We start from the raw sequence: 16422 nt of genomic DNA, 5'->3' as shown, positions 1-16422 counted from the left end.
ATCGTTCAATACCGAATCGTCGCTGCGCTGCAGCATGTGGGGCATGAACTCGCCCACAGTCACCACGTCGTCTGTTACTTCTCCCACTCATCCCCCCACGCCTGCAACGCCACGCGGCCCGCGAACCCGTTGGTGGGGCCTGCCGTTGCTGCGCGCCATGCGGGCCGACTACCTGGGCTTTGTCACCCAACTGCAGCGTGAGCATGGCGACCTCACCCGCATGCGCTTAGGGTATGAAGATGCGTGGGACCTGATGCACCCCGACCTCGTGCGCGAGGCACTCGTCACCCATGCCGACCAGCTCATTCGCTGGGAGCGTGGCATTGCGGTGTTCGAAGAAGTGTTTGGCCAGAGCGTGCTGGTGACCGAAGGCGACACCTGGCAGCGCCAGCGCCGCATGCTGATGCCCGCCTTCACTCCCAAGCGGGTGGCAGGCTACGCACAACTGATGACCGATGCCGCCCGCAGCGCACTCGACGCTGCCGTGCCCCCGGGCCAGTCCGGTGCCCAGGTGGCGGTGGATGCGCTGTGGACGGACGTGGCCATGGACGTGATCCTGCGCACGCTGTTCAGCACCTCGGCGCAGGCCGATGCGCGCGAAGCCGCCTGGGCCACGCAGACGCTGGGTGCCACGGCCTACCAGGAGATGTTCATGCCCTTCACGCTGCCCGACTGGCTGCCCCTGCCGGGCAAGGCGGCCAAGCGGCGGGCTATCCGGTCGTTGAAGGGGCTGGTGTGGCGCCACATCCATGCCCGCCAGGCCGAGGTGCCCCCGCCCGATGCCCCTGCGCGCACGGACCTGCTGCAGATGCTGCTGGCCCTGCGCGACGAGGAAACCGGCGAGGCCTTGTCTGCGCAAGAGGTGTTTGACCAGTGCATCGTCAGCTTCCAGGCCGGACACGAAACCAGCGCCACCACGCTGCTGTGGTGGACCCTGCTCATGGCCCAGCATCCCGAGGCCGCGCAGCGTGCCCAGGCGGAGGTTGATGCCGTGCTGCAGGGCGGCACCCCCGGCCCCGAGCATCTGGCCCAACTGCCCTGGCTGGGCGCCACGCTGAAAGAGGCGCTGCGCCTGTACCCCCCCATCGCCGCGCTGATGAGCCGCCGCACCATCGCGCCCATCACGCTGGGCGGCGTGCCGGTCCCCCAGGGCGCCATGCTGCGCATCACCCCCTGGGTGCTGCACCGCGATGCGCGCTGGTTTGCCGAGCCGGACCGTTTTGTGCCTGAGCGGTTTCTGGACGGCGCTCCGTCCATTCCTCGGGGCGCGTGGATTCCGTTCGGCCTGGGGCCGCGCGTGTGCATTGGCCAGCACTTTGCGATGCTGGAGATGACGCTGCTGGCGGCGATGCTGCTGCAGCGCTACACCGTGCGCCTGCCGGCGGGGGGCGCCGTGGGGGCCCCCAGGTTTCAAGTGACACTACGGCCCGAGGGGGCGTCTGCGCTGTGGCTGCAGCGGCGTGAGGCACCGCAGGGGCGATGAGGCGCTGTAGGCGTGTGGGTGACGCTGCCGACAGCCGGCTTCAGGGCAGCTCTGCGCCGCCCATGCGCCCCAGGATCGTGCGTGTCCGCCCTGCCAGATACGCCGAGCCGGGCGTTTTCTCAAAGCGCTTGGGCGCGGGCAGCATCACGGCCAGGCGCGCGGCTTCGGCAGTGCTCAGGCGGCTGGCGCTCTTGCGGAAGTAGTGCTGCGCGGCCGCCTCGGCGCCGAACACGCCTTCGCCCCATTCCACGTTGTTGAGGTAGATATCCAGGATGCGCTGCTTGGAGAGCAACTGCTCCAGCGCCAGCGTGAGCACGAACTCCTGCCCCTTGCGCAGCAGCGTGCGTTCGCCCGACAGCAGCAGGTTCTTGGCCAGCTGCTGGGTGATGGTGGAGCCACCCCGAATCTTGGGCGCACGCACCGGGCGCTCGGGGGCACGGGCCTGCGCCTTGCTGGCCAGGGCTTCGGCCTTGGCGTTGCGCTCCCAGGCTTTTTCGATGGCGTTCCAGTCCACGCCGTCGTGGTTCACAAAACCATCGTCTTCCGAGGCGATCACCGCGCGTTTGAGGTGGTCGGAAATGTCCGCGTACGGCACCCATTGCTGGCGCCAGGGCACGTGGCCTTTGCTGGCCAGCAGCGTCCAGGCTTCAGAGCGCTGGAAGGTGGTGGATTGGGGGTTGATCGCCACCATGGCGGCAATGCGCAGCACGAAGAAAAGCTGCAGCGCCACGAAGGCGATCACCAGCAGTCCCAGCCAGCGCAGCACGGCTTTCATCGGGGCGTCCTCGGGGCTCAGGCCGCCATGGATTGCTGCATTTCGCGCAGCACCTGGGCCGAAGGCGGACGCACACCGCGCCACAGCAAGAAGGCTTCAGCGGCCTGTTCCACCAGCATGCCCAAGCCGTCACGGGGCTCCGCACCGTGCTGGCGCGCCCAGTCGAGGAAGCCTTGCGCAGCGGGGCCGTACATCATGTCGTAGGCCAGAGCGCCCGGGCGCAGCACGCTGGCGGGGACCGGCACACCGCCGCCAGAGAGGCTGCTGGCCGTGGCGTTGATGATCACATCGAAATTGGCCGATAGCGCTAGTGGATCTTGTGCTGACAGCTCTGCTTTTTGTAGCGCTGCCAGTGCGCTGTGCGACTGCACCAGCGCTTGCGCCTTGGCCAGGGTGCGGTTGGCCACGGTGATGTGGCGGGCGCCTGCCAGCAGCAGCGGGCCCAGCACACCAGCGGCTGCGCCACCGGCACCCACCAGCAGTACGTCGCGCCCGGCCAGCGACACCCCTGCGTTGTGCGTGATGTCTGCCACCAGGCCCAGGCCGTCGGTGTTGTCGGCGTAGATGCTGCCGTCCGCGCGAAAGGTGAGCGTGTTGGCAGCGCCCGCCAGCCGCACGCGTTCGCTGCACTCGGTCGCCAGGCCCGGTGCGTCGGTCTTGAAGGGCACGGTGACGTTGCAGCCGCGCCCGCCCTCTGCCGCGAACGCGCGCACGCCTTGGGCAAACCCGTCCATGGGCACCAGGCGGCGTTCGTAGGCAATGTGTTCACCGGTCAGCTCGGCAAAACGGGCGTGGATGGCAGGCGAGCGGCTGTGGGCGACCGGGTTGCCCATCACGCAGTACAGGTCGGCAGGGGAGGCGGGGGATGTCATGGGTGGCTAGGGCGGCGTGGGGCTGGCGGTACGGGCGGCCGTGCGGTGTGTTCTGTGGGGCGGGCAGGTGGGCGTGGAGGCCTTGGCGGCCTGCGAGAAGGGCCTCGCTGCGCACCCGCCGGGCAGTTACTTCACAACGGTTTCCAGGGTCTGGTCGCGGGTGAACTTGAAGCGCGCCACCATGGCGATCTGGTCGGCCTTCTTGCGCATCTCGGCATCAAAGGCGCCAAACGGCCCTGCGGCGCGGGCAATGGCTTCGGCGCGGCGGTCCAGCGTGCCGTTGCCTGAGCCCTGCACGATCTCCGTGCCCAGCACGCGGCCGTCGTGGTTGACGGTGACGATCATCGTCAGCTCGCCGTACAGCTTGCGCCCACCCTGCTCCGGGAAGTTTTCGGTGCCCTTGTCCTCGACCTTGCGGCGCAGCGCGTCGTAGTACACGGCATAGGCTTCCTCGCGGGTGGCGGGGCTGATGTAGCGCTTCTTGGGGCGCGAGTTTTCTTCGTTGATGCGTTTTTCTATCTCGGCCAGCAGCTTGACCAGCTGGCGGCGCTTTTCCTGCTCGCTGGCCTGTTCTCCGCTCTGGCTGGCCTGGCGCGGATCGGGCGCTGGCATGGTGGCCAGCTGCTTGCGCAACTGGGCCAGCAGCTGGGCCTGCTGCTCCTGCATCGCGTCCATCTTGCGCTGGGCCTCTTCGTAGTCGTCACCGATGGTGGTCAGGGCCGAATAGGGCAGGGGGCTGGTGGCCCGGCCCTTCTCTGCATCGCCTCCGCCTGCCAGGTTGGCCTGGGCAATCGCCTGGGCCTTGTCGGGCCGCTCGTTCGACTTGGCGTTGACCAGGATGACTTCGAGCGGCGTGTCCTGGAACACCCGGTTGAAGCCCTCGGGGTCAATGAAGCGCACGGAGATGAGTGCAGCGTGTACGGCGATGGAGACGCCCAGCGCCAGCTGCAGCGTGCTGAAGGTGCGGAGGAAGGCAGGGAGTTTCATCGCCGGCAATTATCAGGGGCTGTCCGGGGCTTAGGCGGCCGGTGCTGCTGCAGTGGCGTCGGCGGGGGCCTCGTTCACGTCCACGGCAATGGCGATGGGCCCTGCCACGGTGTCGTCGTCCTCGGCATCGTCCACCGGGCCGTCGTCGCTGGTGTCGGCGGGGTCGTCCAGGCGCTCGATCACGGTGCCGTGGATGTCGAGGGTGATCTCGTCCACTTCGCCCAGCTTGACCTTGAGGCGCGCACCGCGCGGCAGGTTCTGCGCGCCCAGCACGGGGAAGACCAGCGGAATATCGTCTGCCCGCACCAGGAAGCTGCCGCCCGGGCCTTCCTTGAAGACCGTGGCGTTCAGCTCGGTGATGCCGTTCTGCTCCACGTACTTGAGCGTCCAGAAGCGTTCCATGCCGGCCTGGTAGCCGTTGTAGGCGCTGTAGGCCGCATCGAAGCTGCTGATGATGGAGAACAGGTCGGCGTCCTTGGGCTTGAAGGGCGCGGCCAGTGCGGCCGTCTTGCCATGGCGGGCGCAGGCAATGATCTGCCACTGGTTGACCAGATCGGTGTAGCGGCGCAGGGGTGATGTGGCCCACGAATAGGCTTTGACACCGATGCCTGCGTGCGGCAGCGCCTTGGTGCCCATGCGCACCTTCACGCCCGGCGCCATGCTGGCTTGGCTGCGGTAGATGCCGGGCACGCCCAGCTCGGCCATCCAGCTGCCCCAGGTGCTGTTGGCCACGATCATGGCCTCGGCCACGATCAGGTCGAGTGGCGCGCCGCGCTGGCGAACGCTGATCTGCACTTGTTCATCGCCCGTGGGCTCGGCACCGTTGTTGCCGACCAGGCGGAAGTTGTAGTCCGGCCGGTTGAAGTTCTCGGGCTTGCCACGCACCACTTCGCGACGGGCCTTGAGGTCCTTGGCGAGGCGGTGCAAAAAGGATAGCTGCGGGCGCAATTCGGACAAGCGCTTGGGGTCGTTTTGGTGCTCAAACGCCGGGTTGGACAGCCATTCTTCGGTCACCACCGCATCGAGCTGGTCGTGGCGCAGGTTGGCGGCCACATGCACGCGCTCCAGCCGGGTCTCGGAGCCCTTGAACTCCAGTGTGGCCTCGTCGATGGTCACATATAGAGACACGGCCGGGTTGGCGCGGCCTTCGTCCAGCGTGTAGGTCTGCACCACGTCATCCGGCAGCATGGTGATCTTGTAGCCCGGCATGTACACGGTGGACAAGCGGGCGCGTCCGAGCTGGTCGATGGCGCTGCCCGGCTGGATGGCCAGGCCGGGTGCGGCGATGTGGATGCCCAGCACCACGGTGCCGGTGCCCAGGCCTTGTACCGACAGCGCATCGTCGATTTCGGTGGTCTGCGAATCGTCGATGGAGTACGCCTGTGCGGACGACAGCGGCAGCTCGTCGGCAATGACGGGCGCCGTGAGCGCGGGAAAGCCCGTGCCCTTGGGGAAGTTCTCGAACAGAAAGCGCTTCCAGTGGAACTGGTAGGCCGAATCGATGGCGCCCGCTTTTTGCAGCAGGTCCAGCGGTGCGGTGTGCGTGGCGCGGCTGGCCTCGACCACGGCCTTGTATTCGGGCGCGTTCTTGTCCGGCTTGAACAAGATCTTGTAGAGCTGGTCGCGGATGGGCTGCGGGCATTCGCCGCGTCCGAGCGCTGCGGCCCACTCGTCGATCTGCGCCAGGATGGCCTTTTTCTTCTCGATGGCGGCCAGCGCCTGCTGCAGGATCTCGGCCGAGGCCTTCTTGAAGCGGCCCTTGCCCGCACGGCGGAAGTAGTGGGGCGCGTCGTACAGGCGGAACAGCGCACCGGCCTGCTGGGCCAGCGTGGCGTTCTCGGAGAAATAGTCTCGCGCCAGGTCGGCAAAGCCAAATTCGTCTTCGGGCGCGAACTCCCAGGCCAGGTCCAGCTCGATGGTCTCGGCCACGGCCTGGGCCTGGGCGACGAGTTCTGCCGGGGCGGGTTTTTCGAACTTCAGGAGGATGTGGGCGGCCTTGACCTTGACCCGTTTGCCCGAGTCCAGCTCCACTTGGGCGGAGGTATCGGCTTCGGACAGGATACGGCCGGCGAGAAATTTGCCGGCTTCTTCAAACAATGCGTGCATGGCGGCGATTGTCCCATGGGCGCCAGCGGGTACCCGGGCAGCCGCGCATATGATCCACGGCGCGCCCTTTCTGCCCGACCTGCCATCCCATGCCCTTTGCCACCATGGCCACGCCGCTGACACTGCTGGCACTGGCGCTGCCGTTCCTGTTCTGCTTCACGCAGGCCCCCATCAACAACTTCTGGCCCCTGCTGGCGTCCTGGGGCTGCGGCGCGGTGCTAGTGCTGCTGGCCCTGGCTCGCTGCGGCAGTTCGCCTGGGCGGTATCAGGAAGGGGAGACCGGGGTTGCGCCAGCCCTGGTGTCGAGCCGGATGCTGGCGGCGGGCCTTCTCGTAGCGGCACTGATCAGTGCAGTCATCGGGCTGCTGCAGTACTTTCTGGGGGACCCTGGCCTGCCAGGGGTGCAGCCCTCCACACTGGGGCAGGCCATCGGCAACCTGCGCCAGCGCAATCAGCAGGCCACGCTGTTGAGCCTGGGAGTGTGGGCCTTGCTGTGGACCCTGGTTCAGAGGCAAGGGCGTTTGGAACAGCCAGGCTCTGTCACCCCCTTTCAGACAGGGCAAGCTTGGCCCGGTTGGTTGACGGGTTGGCTGGTGGCTTGTGGGCTGGCATTGCTGGCGATGTCGAGCGCGGCCACGGCGTCGCGCACCGGGGCTGCGCAGTGGTTGTTACTGCTGGGGCTCGTGGTGTGCTGGCGCGTGTCATGGGGGCGTCTGGTTCCTGGGGTGGGGCTGGTGGGACTGGTTTTGTATGGCGCAGCGGCCTGGCTGCTGCCCCGTTTACTGCTGGACTGGACCGGGTTCGCATCGGATGGGCTGTTTGTGCGCATCCTCGACGAAGAGCCTGGTTGCACCAGCCGCCGCGTGCTGTGGGCCAATGTGCTGCACCTGATCGCCCAAAAGCCCTGGGTGGGCTGGGGCTGGGGGGAGCTGGACTACGCGCACTATGTCACCGTGTTCCCGGGCGAGCGGTTTTGTGTGTTGCTGGACAATGCCCACAACCTGCCCCTGCACCTTGCGGTGGAGCTGGGCGTGCCGGTGGCGCTGATCTTTTGTGCCGCGGTGGTGGTGTGGGTGCTGCGCGAAAAGCCCTGGCGCGAGACCGATCCAGCGCGGCAACTGGCCTGGGGCATCTTGGCGCCGCTGGGTCTGCACAGCCTGCTGGAGTTTCCGCTGTGGTACGGGCCGTTCCAGCTGGTCACGGTGCTGGCCGTCGCGTTGCTGTGGCGCTGGCAGCTGCCCGGCTGGGCAAGCTCGCTGGGCGCACGCCGGGGGGCGGTCAGCGTCATCGTGGCCGCGCTGGCAACAGGGGCCTATGTGGGCTGGGATTTTTATCGCGTCGGCCAGCTGTACAAACCGCTCGCCGACCGGCCGCCGTCCCTGCGCCAGGACACCGTTCGCAAGGTGGGTAACACCCCCTTTTTCACCGATCAGGTCGATTTTGCGCTGCTGACCACCATCGAGCTTTCGCCCAGCAATGCGGGCCAAGTCTTTGGGGTGGCCAACAAGCTGCTGCACTTCTCGCCCGAACCCCGGGTGATCGAGCCGCTGATCGAAAGCGCCACGATGCTGGGGCTGGACGACGAGGCGGCGTTTCACCTCAAGCGATACCGTGCTGCGTACCCGGCGGACTATGAGCGGTGGCGGGAGCAGGGTCGGCGGATTTCGTCACACCTCAAGCCCTGAACGGAGGCGCGGCGGACGGCCTCCGCGCATTCAGGCCAGCCGCAGAAACTGGCTCACCAAGGGCAGGTAGTCCCCATAGTTGCCCAGCGCGTGGTCGCCTCCCTCCAGTACCACCTGCTTGGCCTGCGGGTAGCGCCCCACCATCTCACGCCAGTCCAGCACTTCGTCGCCCTTGGCAACGATGGCCAGCTCAGGGGCTGCGGGCGAGCGACCCCGCATGTCCAGGGCCTGCAACTCGTCGATGTACTCCGGCAGAAAATAAAACCGCTCGTTCGGGTCATGCCAGCTGGTCTGCTCGCCGATGTAGCGGGCCAGATCACGTGCCGGGTCCACGGCGGGGTTGAGCATCACGCTGGGGCAACCCGCGTGCTGCGCCACCCAGCTGGCGTAGAAGCCGCCCAGCGAAGAGCCGATCACGGCCATGGACGGCCGGGGCCAATCGGCAATGCCCTGCGCCACGAGCGCCATGGCGGCCCGCGGCGATGGCGGCAACTGGGGGCACCAGAAGGTCACGGAGGGGTGGTGGGCTGCCATGTAGGCCGCAGTCTGGCGGGCCTTGGACGACGAGGGGGACGAGCGAAAACCGTGCAGATACAGCAGGTGGGTGGTGGTCATGAGACAGAAAGTGATCGGGGCAGGGGAATCACTGCTTTAACCGGGCTGGCGCAGGCATAAGATGTGCGTACCGGGGCGCCACACCGTGCGGCGCCTGGTTTTGCTACCCGCACCATGACCGATTTTGCCCCGCTTTCCACTGCCAGACGATGGGCGCTCGGATCAGGCGATAAGCCGCCTGCCTCGCTGGGTCGGTTTGAGCTCAAGAAGCAGCTGGGCCGAGGCCCCCAGGCCACCGTGTGGCTGGCGCTGGACCCCCGTCTGCAGCGCGAAGTGGCCATCAAACTCATGCGCCCCATGCAGGACCAGGACCCTTCCGTGCTGGAGCAGTGGCTGCGCGAGGCGCGCCATGTCGGGCGCCTGGCCCACCCCTACATCGTGCCGGTGTTCGAGGCCGACGTGCAGGGCTCGCAGCCCTATATCGTGTTCGAGTACGTGCCAGGCCACACGCTGGCCGAACACCTGGCCCAGCAGGGGCGCTGTACGCCGCATGACGCCGTGGCACTTTTGGTGGATGTACTTGATGGCTTGCATGCCGCCCATCAGGCGGGCATCGTGCACCGCGATCTCAAGCCGTCCAACATCATGATCGATGCGCACCGGCACGCCCGGGTGATGGACTTTGGCATGGCGGCCCCCGTGCAGGCGGCGCCCGATGCCCAGCTGGCAAGCGGCACGCCCGCCTACATGGCACCGGAGGCGGCGGCGGGCGCTGCGCCCACCCCGGGGATGGACGTGTATTCCGCCGCGTTGGTGCTCATCGAGATGCTGACCGGGCGCCCCCTCATCCACCAAAAAGACACCTGGCAGGCGCTGTACCGCATTGCCAACGAAAACCTGGCGCTGCCCGCCGACCTGGGGTCGGGCGTGGACGACGGCCTGCGCGCCATCCTGCAGCGGGCCATGGCACGCGACCCCGCGCAGCGCTACGCCACGGCGGCGGACTTTCGGGATGCGCTGCGTGCCTGGGCGGCTCCGGCCAGTGCGCCATCGGCCGCGAGCAACGCCACGCTGGACTTTTTGCTGCGGCGCATGCGCCACAAGAGCGACTTCCCGGCCTTGTCGGATTCTGTGGCCCGCATCCAGCGGGTGGCCAATTCGGAAGACGACAGCATCAGCGACCTGACCCACGAGATCCTGAAAGACGTGGCGCTCACCAACAAGCTGCTGCGTCTGGTCAATAGCGTGCATTACGCCCACGCCAGCCGGGGCACCATCAGCACCGTGTCGCGCGCGGTGAGCCTGGTGGGCTTCAATGCAGTGCGGAACATGGCGCTGAGCCTGGTGTTGCTGGACCACATGCAGGACAAGGCCCATGCCAGCCAGATGCGCGAGGAATTTTTGCGCGCCATGATGGCGGGCTCGGTCGCGGCCGAGCTGTGCAGCACCAGCCAGGCGGCCGAGGAGGCCTTCATCGGGGCGATGTTCCAGAACCTGGGGCGCATGCTGTGCGAGTTCTACTTTCCTGAAGAGGCCCGGCAGGTGCGCAGCCTGGTGGCCTCGGGGCGCATGGAGGGCGGGGAAGAGGCTGCATCGGTACAGGTGCTGGGCCTGGGGTTTGAGGATCTGGGAGTGGGCGTGGCGCGTGTCTGGGGTCTGCCCGAAAGCCTGCAGCGCTGCATGCGCAAGCCGCTGGGCTCACCCATGCAGCGCGCGCCCGAGCAGGGGGTGGAGCGCCTGCGCTGGGCGGCCATGGCGGCCAACGAGGTCGCCAGCGCCTTGCTGTTCTGCGAACCTGCTCAGCTGGAGGGGCAGCTGGGCCAAGTGGGCATGCGCTACGCACGCACGCTGGCGCTGTCGGCTGAGGCCATTGCCGAAGCCACCCTGCGTGCGCGCCACAAGCTGGTGGCACTGGCCGAGGCGCTGGACCTGCGCGTGGCACCGGACACACCAGCCGCCCGCCTGCTCAAGCTGCCGTCGGCTGCGGGTGCGTCTGTGGCTCCCGATGACGCGCTGGGCGCCCACGAGTTGCGCGTGAACGAAACCCAGCCCCTGCCTGCCGTGCTGGAGTCCCAGGCCGGAGGGGCGGTGTCGGTGGCGCAGGTCAATGAGGTGCTGGCTGCAGGCATTCAGGACATCACCAACGCCATGGTCGAGAGTTTTCAGCTCAACGACGTACTGCGCATGATCCTGGAGACCATGTTCCGCGCGCTGGGTTTCCGACGCATGGTGTTTTGCCTGCGCGAGGCCCGCACCGACATGTTGACCGGCCGCTTTGGCCTGGGGGAGGGCAGCGAGGTGGCCGTGCGGGCCCTCAAGGTACCCCTCAAGGCCCAGGGCGACCTGTTTGCCGCCGTGTGCCTGCGCGGTGCAGACACCCTGATCAACGACGCCACCGAGCCCCGCATGCAGGCGCGGCTGCCCGAGTGGTACCGCAAGGGCGTCAATGCACCGTCGTTCCTGCTGCTGCCGCTGCAAATCAAGGGGCAGCCCTTTGCCCTCATCTATGCCGATCAGGCCACACCGGGGGGCATTGTGGTGGATGACAAGGCCCTGGGCCTGCTGCGCACCCTGCGCAACCAGGCCGTGATGGCCTTCCGGCAGGCAGGGTAGTGCCGCTGTCGACGATCTCTCTGCCGGGGAGTTGGCTGCTCTGACGCCCGGCATCCCCCCGATAATCGGGGAATGGCCGTCGTTTTTGAAAAGCCCACGCTCGTCCAGCGTCTGGCGCCCCTGTTCCGGGGCTTTGACCTTCCCCTCCTGTTGCTGGTGCTGATGCTGGCCAGCGCGGGGTTGCTGGCCATGTATTCGTCGGGTTATGACCACGGCACGCGGTTTGTGGACCACGGGCGCAACATGCTGATTGCAGGAGCCATCCTGTTCATGGTGGCCCAGGTGCCCCCCCAGAAAATCATGGCTTGCGCCGTGCCGCTGTACCTGACCGGGGTGGCCCTGCTGGTGGCGGTGGCGCTGTTTGGCATCACCAAAAAAGGGGCCACGCGCTGGATCAACGTGGGTATCGTGATCCAGCCCAGCGAAATCCTCAAGATCGCCATGCCACTGATGCTGGCTTGGTGGTTCCAGAAGCGCGAGGGCACGCTGCGTCCCTTGGACTTTGCGGCGGCGGGCCTGCTGCTGGCGGTTCCGGTGGGCCTGGTCATGAAGCAGCCCGACCTCGGTACCTCGCTGCTGGTGCTGGCTGCGGGGCTCTCGGTGATCTTTTTTGCGGGCCTGTCCTGGAAGCTGATCCTGCCCCCGGTGCTGATTGGCGGTGTGGGCATTGCCACCCTGGTGCTGCTGGGCGACCAGCTGTGCGCGGATGGCGTGCGATGGGTGGTGCTGCACGACTACCAGCAGCAGCGCATCTGCACCTTGCTGGACCCCACCCGCGACCCGCTGGGCAAGGGCTTTCACATCATCCAGGGCATGATCGCCATCGGCTCGGGCGGGCTATGGGGCAAGGGCTTCATGGCGGGCACGCAAACCCACCTGGAGTTCATCCCCGAGCGCACCACCGACTTCATTTTTGCCGCCTATTCGGAAGAGTTTGGCCTGGCGGGCAACTTGTTCCTGCTGGTGTGTTTTCTGCTGCTGGTCTGGAGGGGCCTGGCCATTGCCGCAGGCGCCACCACCTTGTTTGGCCGCCTCATGGGGGGCGCGGTGTCTATGATCTTTTTCACCTATGCCTTTGTGAACATGGGCATGGTGAGTGGCATCTTGCCGGTGGTGGGCGTCCCTTTGCCCTTCATCAGCTATGGCGGCACCGCCATGGTGACGCTGGGGCTGGCACTGGGCATCCTGATGTCGGTGGCGCGATCCCAGAAACAGGAAACCAAGGATCCTCTCCCGGCAGCACTGTAGGGCCTTGTGGGCCTGGTTGCCTGGAACACGCCCTCGGGGTACAAACCGGCTGGCCAACCGTGTTTTGGCCGCTCAGCATCCGGAGGGTTTCCCCATGGCGGCGAAGTTCGAGCTCAAGAAGTCGAAAAACGACAAGTTTGTCTTCAACCTGCTGGCCGCCAACGGTCAGGTCATCCTGACCAGCGAGATGTACGAGTCTCGCGCCAGCGCGCTGGGTGGTATCGAGGCGGTGCGCAAGAACGCTCCGAACGATGGCCGTTTTGGCAGGCTCAGTGCCAAGAACGGAGCGCCATATTTCACCTTGAAGGCCGCCAATGGCCAGGTGATTGGCCAAAGCCAGATGTACTCCGGTGCCAAGGCCCGGGACGCGGGCATCGAGTCGGTGCAGGTCCATGCGGCCGAGGCCGGCCTGGATGACCAAACCGCCGCGTAAGGCGGCGGGCGGCGCTGACGGGGCGCCAGGGTCAAATAGGGACATGTGGGCTCCACACGGGCAGGGGCTGGTCAGGCGCCTAAAATGCTTCGATGACTTTCCGCTCCACCACTGCCGCGCCCCAGCGTGCGGCCACCAGCCAGCGCATTGATGTTGCCCGTGAACTGCTGCTGACCCCTTTTGGCCTGGACGAAGGCCACCTCGCCCGCGCACTGGCCGAGATCCGCACCCACCAGGTGGACGATGCGGACCTGTACTTCCAGTACACCCGCAGTGAAGGCTGGAGCCTGGAAGAGGGCATCGTCAAGACAGGCTCCTTCAGCATCGACCAGGGCGTGGGGGTGCGTGCTGTCAGTGGCGAGAAGACGGCCTTTGCCTATTCGGACGACATCTCCGAGGCATCGCTGCTGGACGCAGCGCGCACCGTACGGTCTATTTCGTCTATAGCGAACGCAGGCAAAGTGCGGGTAGCTCCTAAAAAGGTAGCATCCAGCCGCAGCCTGTACCCGGGCGTGGACCCGATTGCCTCGCTGGACAGCACGGCCAAGGTGGCGCTGCTGGAGCGGCTGGAGCAGCGCGCCCGGGCCAAGGACCCGCGCGTGGCGCAGGTGATGGCGGGGCTGGCCAGTGAATACGACGTGGTGCTGGTGGCGCGCGCCGATGGCACGCTGGCGGCGGATGTGCGCCCCCTGGTGCGGCTGTCCGTCACCGTGATTGCCGAGCAGAACGGTCGCCGCGAAATGGGCTCTGCGGGCGGCGGTGGCCGTTTCGGCCTGGCCTATTTTGACGACGAGCAGATGGGTAAATATGTGGACGAGGCCGTGAATGCGGCCCTGGTCAACCTGGAGTCCCGCCCCGCCCCGGCGGGCGAGATGACCGTGGTGCTGGGCTCGGGCTGGCCCGGCATCCTGCTGCACGAGGCCATTGGCCACGGGCTGGAAGGCGACTTCAACCGCAAGGGCTCCAGCGCGTTCAGCGGCCGCATTGGCCAGCGTGTGGCGGCCAAGGGCGTCACGGTGCTGGACGACGGCACCATTGCCGACCGCCGAGGTTCGCTGAATGTGGACGACGAAGGTCACGCCAGCCAGCGCAACGTACTGATCGAGGACGGCATCCTGAAGGGCTACATCCAGGACTCTCTGAACGCCCGCCTGATGGGTGTGGCACCCACCGGCAACGGCCGCCGCGAGAGCTATGCCCACATCCCCATGCCGCGCATGACCAACACCTACATGCTGGGCGGCGACAAGGACCCGCAAGAGATCATCGCCAGCATCAAGAAGGGCCTGTACGCCAGCAACTTCGGCGGCGGGCAGGTGGACATCACCTCGGGCAAGTTCGTGTTCTCGGCCAGCGAAGCGTACTGGGTGGAAAACGGCAAGATCCAGTACCCCGTCAAGGGCGCCACCATCATCGGCAGCGGCCCTGAGTCGCTCAAGAAGGTGACCATGATCGGTAACGACATGCGCCTCGACAGCGGCGTGGGTACCTGCGGCAAGGAAGGCCAGAGCGTGCCGGTGGGCGTGGGGCAACCCACGCTGCGCATCGAAGGCTTGACGGTGGGCGGTACGGCCTGAGGGTTGCGTTGGCAGCCTGCCGGCAGACCTGGGGTGGTGCGTGACTTCGCGTTTTCACCCGCTTTTCGGGGCTTGTACTGCGCGTTGGCCAGCGCACAATGGGTGACACCATGCCTGCCACGCGCCCCAGTCAATTGCTGACGCTCCAGTCGTTTGGAGACATCAGCCGCTTTTTGCGCGAGGGCGTTGCCGACGAGGACTCGCGCCAGCTGCGTGACAGCCTTGGTGCGTTGTCCTCGCAGATCGACGAGGCAGTTCGCATCCGCCGCACCAGCTCGGACACCACCGAGATCACGCGCCGTGTGGTGACCTTGTCGCACAGCGCGCGTGAACACCAGTTGTTTTTGACTGGCCTGGGCTCAGCGTGGCACGCGCTGTACGAGTTTGGCGCCTACCAGCGTGCACTGCGGGAGCTGCGCAACGCCATTGCAGACTGGCAACTGATGCTGGAGCGGCGCAGCACCAAAGAAAGCGAAAGCTTTGACCAGTTCGAGCTGCTGGCCTGGCGGACCCTGGGCGAAGCGCTGCTGCTCATCGACATGTACGAGCACCAGAGCAATCCTGCGAGCGACTTGCAAGACGTGCAGCCGCCGCGCAAGCCCTCGGCGTTGCAGCGCTTGCGTGCATGGTTTCGGGGGGGACGCCGGTGAATCGCTCTGGTCTGGCGCTTTTGGGGCGAGTGGATGTCGTGCATTTGCAACATGCCGAGGGTGCTGAACTGCCGCACTCCTGTGCTACATTGCTTTCCATGCAAATTCGCAGCGCGTTTTATTTTTGGTTTTTTATCTCGGTCCCCGGCGGATGAGAGGAAAACGCGCAAGCACACACAACCTCCCCATACCAACCGCCGACGCTGCAAAGCCCGGCGGTTTTTGTTTTTCAGCCCTCCCGTTTTTCCATCCACTCCAACCGACTCCACGAGGAAGCAACCATGACGGCCACTACGAATCCCACCAGCGATGCCTGGTACCGCAGCGTCGAGAAAACCAGCCAGACCGACGACGAACGTATCAAGGACATCACCGTGTTGCCTCCTCCCGAGCATCTGATCCGCTTCTTCCCGATCGGCGGCACGCCGGTCGAGACGCTGATCACCCAAACCCGCAAGAACATTCACAACATCATGGCGGGCAAGGACGACCGCCTGCTAGTGGTGATTGGCCCTTGCTCTATCCACGATCCCGCCGCCGCTGTCGAGTACGCCCGCAGCCTGATGGCTGTGCGCACCCAGTACGCTGACACGCTCGAGATCGTGATGCGCGTGTACTTCGAAAAGCCACGCACCACCGTGGGCTGGAAGGGGCTCATCAATGACCCCTACCTCGACGAGAGCTACCGCATCGACGAAGGCCTGCGCATTGCGCGCCAGCTGCTCATCGAGATCAACCGCCTGGGCATGCCTGCCGGCAGCGAGTTCCTGGACGTGATTTCGCCCCAGTACATCGGCGACCTGATCAGCTGGGGCGCGATTGGCGCACGCACCACCGAAAGCCAGGTGCACCGCGAGCTGGCCTCCGGCATCTCGGCCCCCATCGGCTTCAAGAATGGCACGGACGGCAACATCCGCATCGCCACCGACGCCATCCAGTCGGCCAGCCGGGGCCACCACTTCCTGTCGGTGCACAAGAACGGCCAGGTCGCCATCGTGAACACCAAGGGCAACAAGGACTGCCACGTGATTTTGCGCGGCGGCAAGACGCCCAACTACGACGCTGCCAGTGTGGCCGCGGCTTGCAAAGACCTCGAAGCCGCCAAGCTGCCCGCCACATTGATGGTGGACTGCAGCCATGCCAACAGCAGCAAGCAGCACGAAAAGCAGCTGGACGTGGCCCGCGATGTGGCGGCCCAGGTGGCGGGCGGTTCGCGCAGCGTCTTCGGCCTGATGATCGAAAGCCACCTGACGGCAGGCGCCCAGAAGTTCACACCCGGCAAGGACGATCCTTCGGCACTCGAATACGGCAAGAGCATCACCGACGCCTGCCTGGGCTGGGACGCTTCGCTGCAGGCGCTGGCCGAGCTGTCGGACTCCGTCAAGGCGCGTCGCGCCCGCTGATCGTCAGACCTGTCGCAAGATCTAAACTTGGGCCT

Annotated in this window: 13 protein-coding genes; 8 read left to right on the top strand and 5 right to left on the bottom strand. The window is 66.3% G+C overall.

From position 1 onward, the window contains the following. Window positions 1–43: 43 nt before the first annotated feature. Window positions 44–1483: a cytochrome P450 gene (locus ASD75_RS15925; RefSeq protein WP_235511644.1), complete on the top strand. Its 1440-nt coding sequence runs from the start codon at window positions 44–46 to the stop codon at window positions 1481–1483. Window positions 1484–1523: 40 nt separating this feature from the next. Here ASD75_RS15925 and mtgA read toward each other — a convergent pair whose 3' ends face one another. The 4 genes from mtgA to ASD75_RS15905 form a co-directional block, all read right to left on the bottom strand. After that, entirely contained in the window at window positions 1524–2258 is a 735-nt protein-coding gene (mtgA, locus tag ASD75_RS15920) for a monofunctional biosynthetic peptidoglycan transglycosylase (RefSeq protein ID WP_056746923.1), read from the bottom strand. A 17-nt stretch (window positions 2259–2275) separates the two neighbouring features. Continuing rightward, window positions 2276–3130 (bottom strand): shikimate dehydrogenase, encoded by an 855-nt coding sequence (gene aroE, locus ASD75_RS15915; protein WP_056746922.1) that lies wholly within the window; start codon window positions 3128–3130, stop codon window positions 2276–2278. 126 nt (window positions 3131–3256) lie between these two features. After that, window positions 3257–4117 carry an energy transducer TonB gene (locus ASD75_RS15910; protein ID WP_056746921.1) on the bottom strand — a complete coding sequence of 287 codons (861 nt, stop codon included), beginning with the start codon at window positions 4115–4117 and terminating at the stop codon, window positions 3257–3259. 30 nt (window positions 4118–4147) lie between these two features. Then, entirely contained in the window at window positions 4148–6223 is a 2076-nt protein-coding gene (locus ASD75_RS15905; RefSeq protein ID WP_056746920.1) for a ribonuclease catalytic domain-containing protein, read from the bottom strand. 89 nt (window positions 6224–6312) lie between these two features. Between ASD75_RS15905 and ASD75_RS15900 the strand changes: the two genes are divergently transcribed. After that, window positions 6313–7908 (top strand): Wzy polymerase domain-containing protein, encoded by a 1596-nt coding sequence (locus ASD75_RS15900; protein ID WP_056746919.1) that lies wholly within the window; start codon window positions 6313–6315, stop codon window positions 7906–7908. Between the two features lie 30 nt (window positions 7909–7938). Here the strand turns inward: ASD75_RS15900 and ASD75_RS15895 are convergent, their stop codons facing one another. Beyond that, entirely contained in the window at window positions 7939–8523 is a 585-nt protein-coding gene (locus ASD75_RS15895; protein WP_056746918.1) for a YqiA/YcfP family alpha/beta fold hydrolase, read from the bottom strand. Window positions 8524–8637: 114 nt separating this feature from the next. On the opposite strand from ASD75_RS15895, the gene ASD75_RS15890 reads away from it, so the two are divergent. The 6 genes from ASD75_RS15890 to ASD75_RS15865 all read left to right on the top strand — a co-directional run bounded on the left by ASD75_RS15890 (window position 8638) and on the right by ASD75_RS15865 (window position 16387). Further along, complete coding sequence (locus tag ASD75_RS15890) at window positions 8638–11076, top strand: serine/threonine protein kinase (protein ID WP_056746917.1); 2439 nt, start codon at window positions 8638–8640, stop codon at window positions 11074–11076. A 72-nt stretch (window positions 11077–11148) separates the two neighbouring features. Then, window positions 11149–12324, top strand: a complete 1176-nt coding sequence (rodA, locus tag ASD75_RS15885) for a rod shape-determining protein RodA (RefSeq protein WP_056746916.1) — start codon at window positions 11149–11151, stop codon at window positions 12322–12324. A gap of 94 nt (window positions 12325–12418) precedes the next feature. Next, window positions 12419–12757, top strand: coding sequence for a YegP family protein (locus ASD75_RS15880; protein ID WP_056746915.1), 339 nt, complete (start codon window positions 12419–12421; stop codon window positions 12755–12757). A 92-nt stretch (window positions 12758–12849) separates the two neighbouring features. Then, the gene (gene tldD / locus ASD75_RS15875) at window positions 12850–14334 is read left to right on the top strand and encodes a metalloprotease TldD (protein ID WP_056066366.1); all 1485 of its coding nucleotides are present in this window, start codon (window positions 12850–12852) and stop codon (window positions 14332–14334) included. A 110-nt stretch (window positions 14335–14444) separates the two neighbouring features. Further along, on the top strand, window positions 14445–14984 hold the full coding sequence (locus ASD75_RS15870; RefSeq protein ID WP_056066577.1) for a hypothetical protein: 540 nt from the start codon (window positions 14445–14447) through the stop codon (window positions 14982–14984). Between the two features lie 281 nt (window positions 14985–15265). After that, window positions 15266–16387 (top strand): 3-deoxy-7-phosphoheptulonate synthase, encoded by a 1122-nt coding sequence (locus ASD75_RS15865; RefSeq protein WP_056746914.1) that lies wholly within the window; start codon window positions 15266–15268, stop codon window positions 16385–16387. Window positions 16388–16422: the final 35 nt, after the last annotated feature.

The organism is Acidovorax sp. Root568 (assembly GCF_001427445.1).
GTDB lineage: Bacteria > Pseudomonadota > Gammaproteobacteria > Burkholderiales > Burkholderiaceae_C > Acidovorax > Acidovorax delafieldii.
This window is presented reverse-complemented; position numbering and strand designations above follow the sequence as displayed.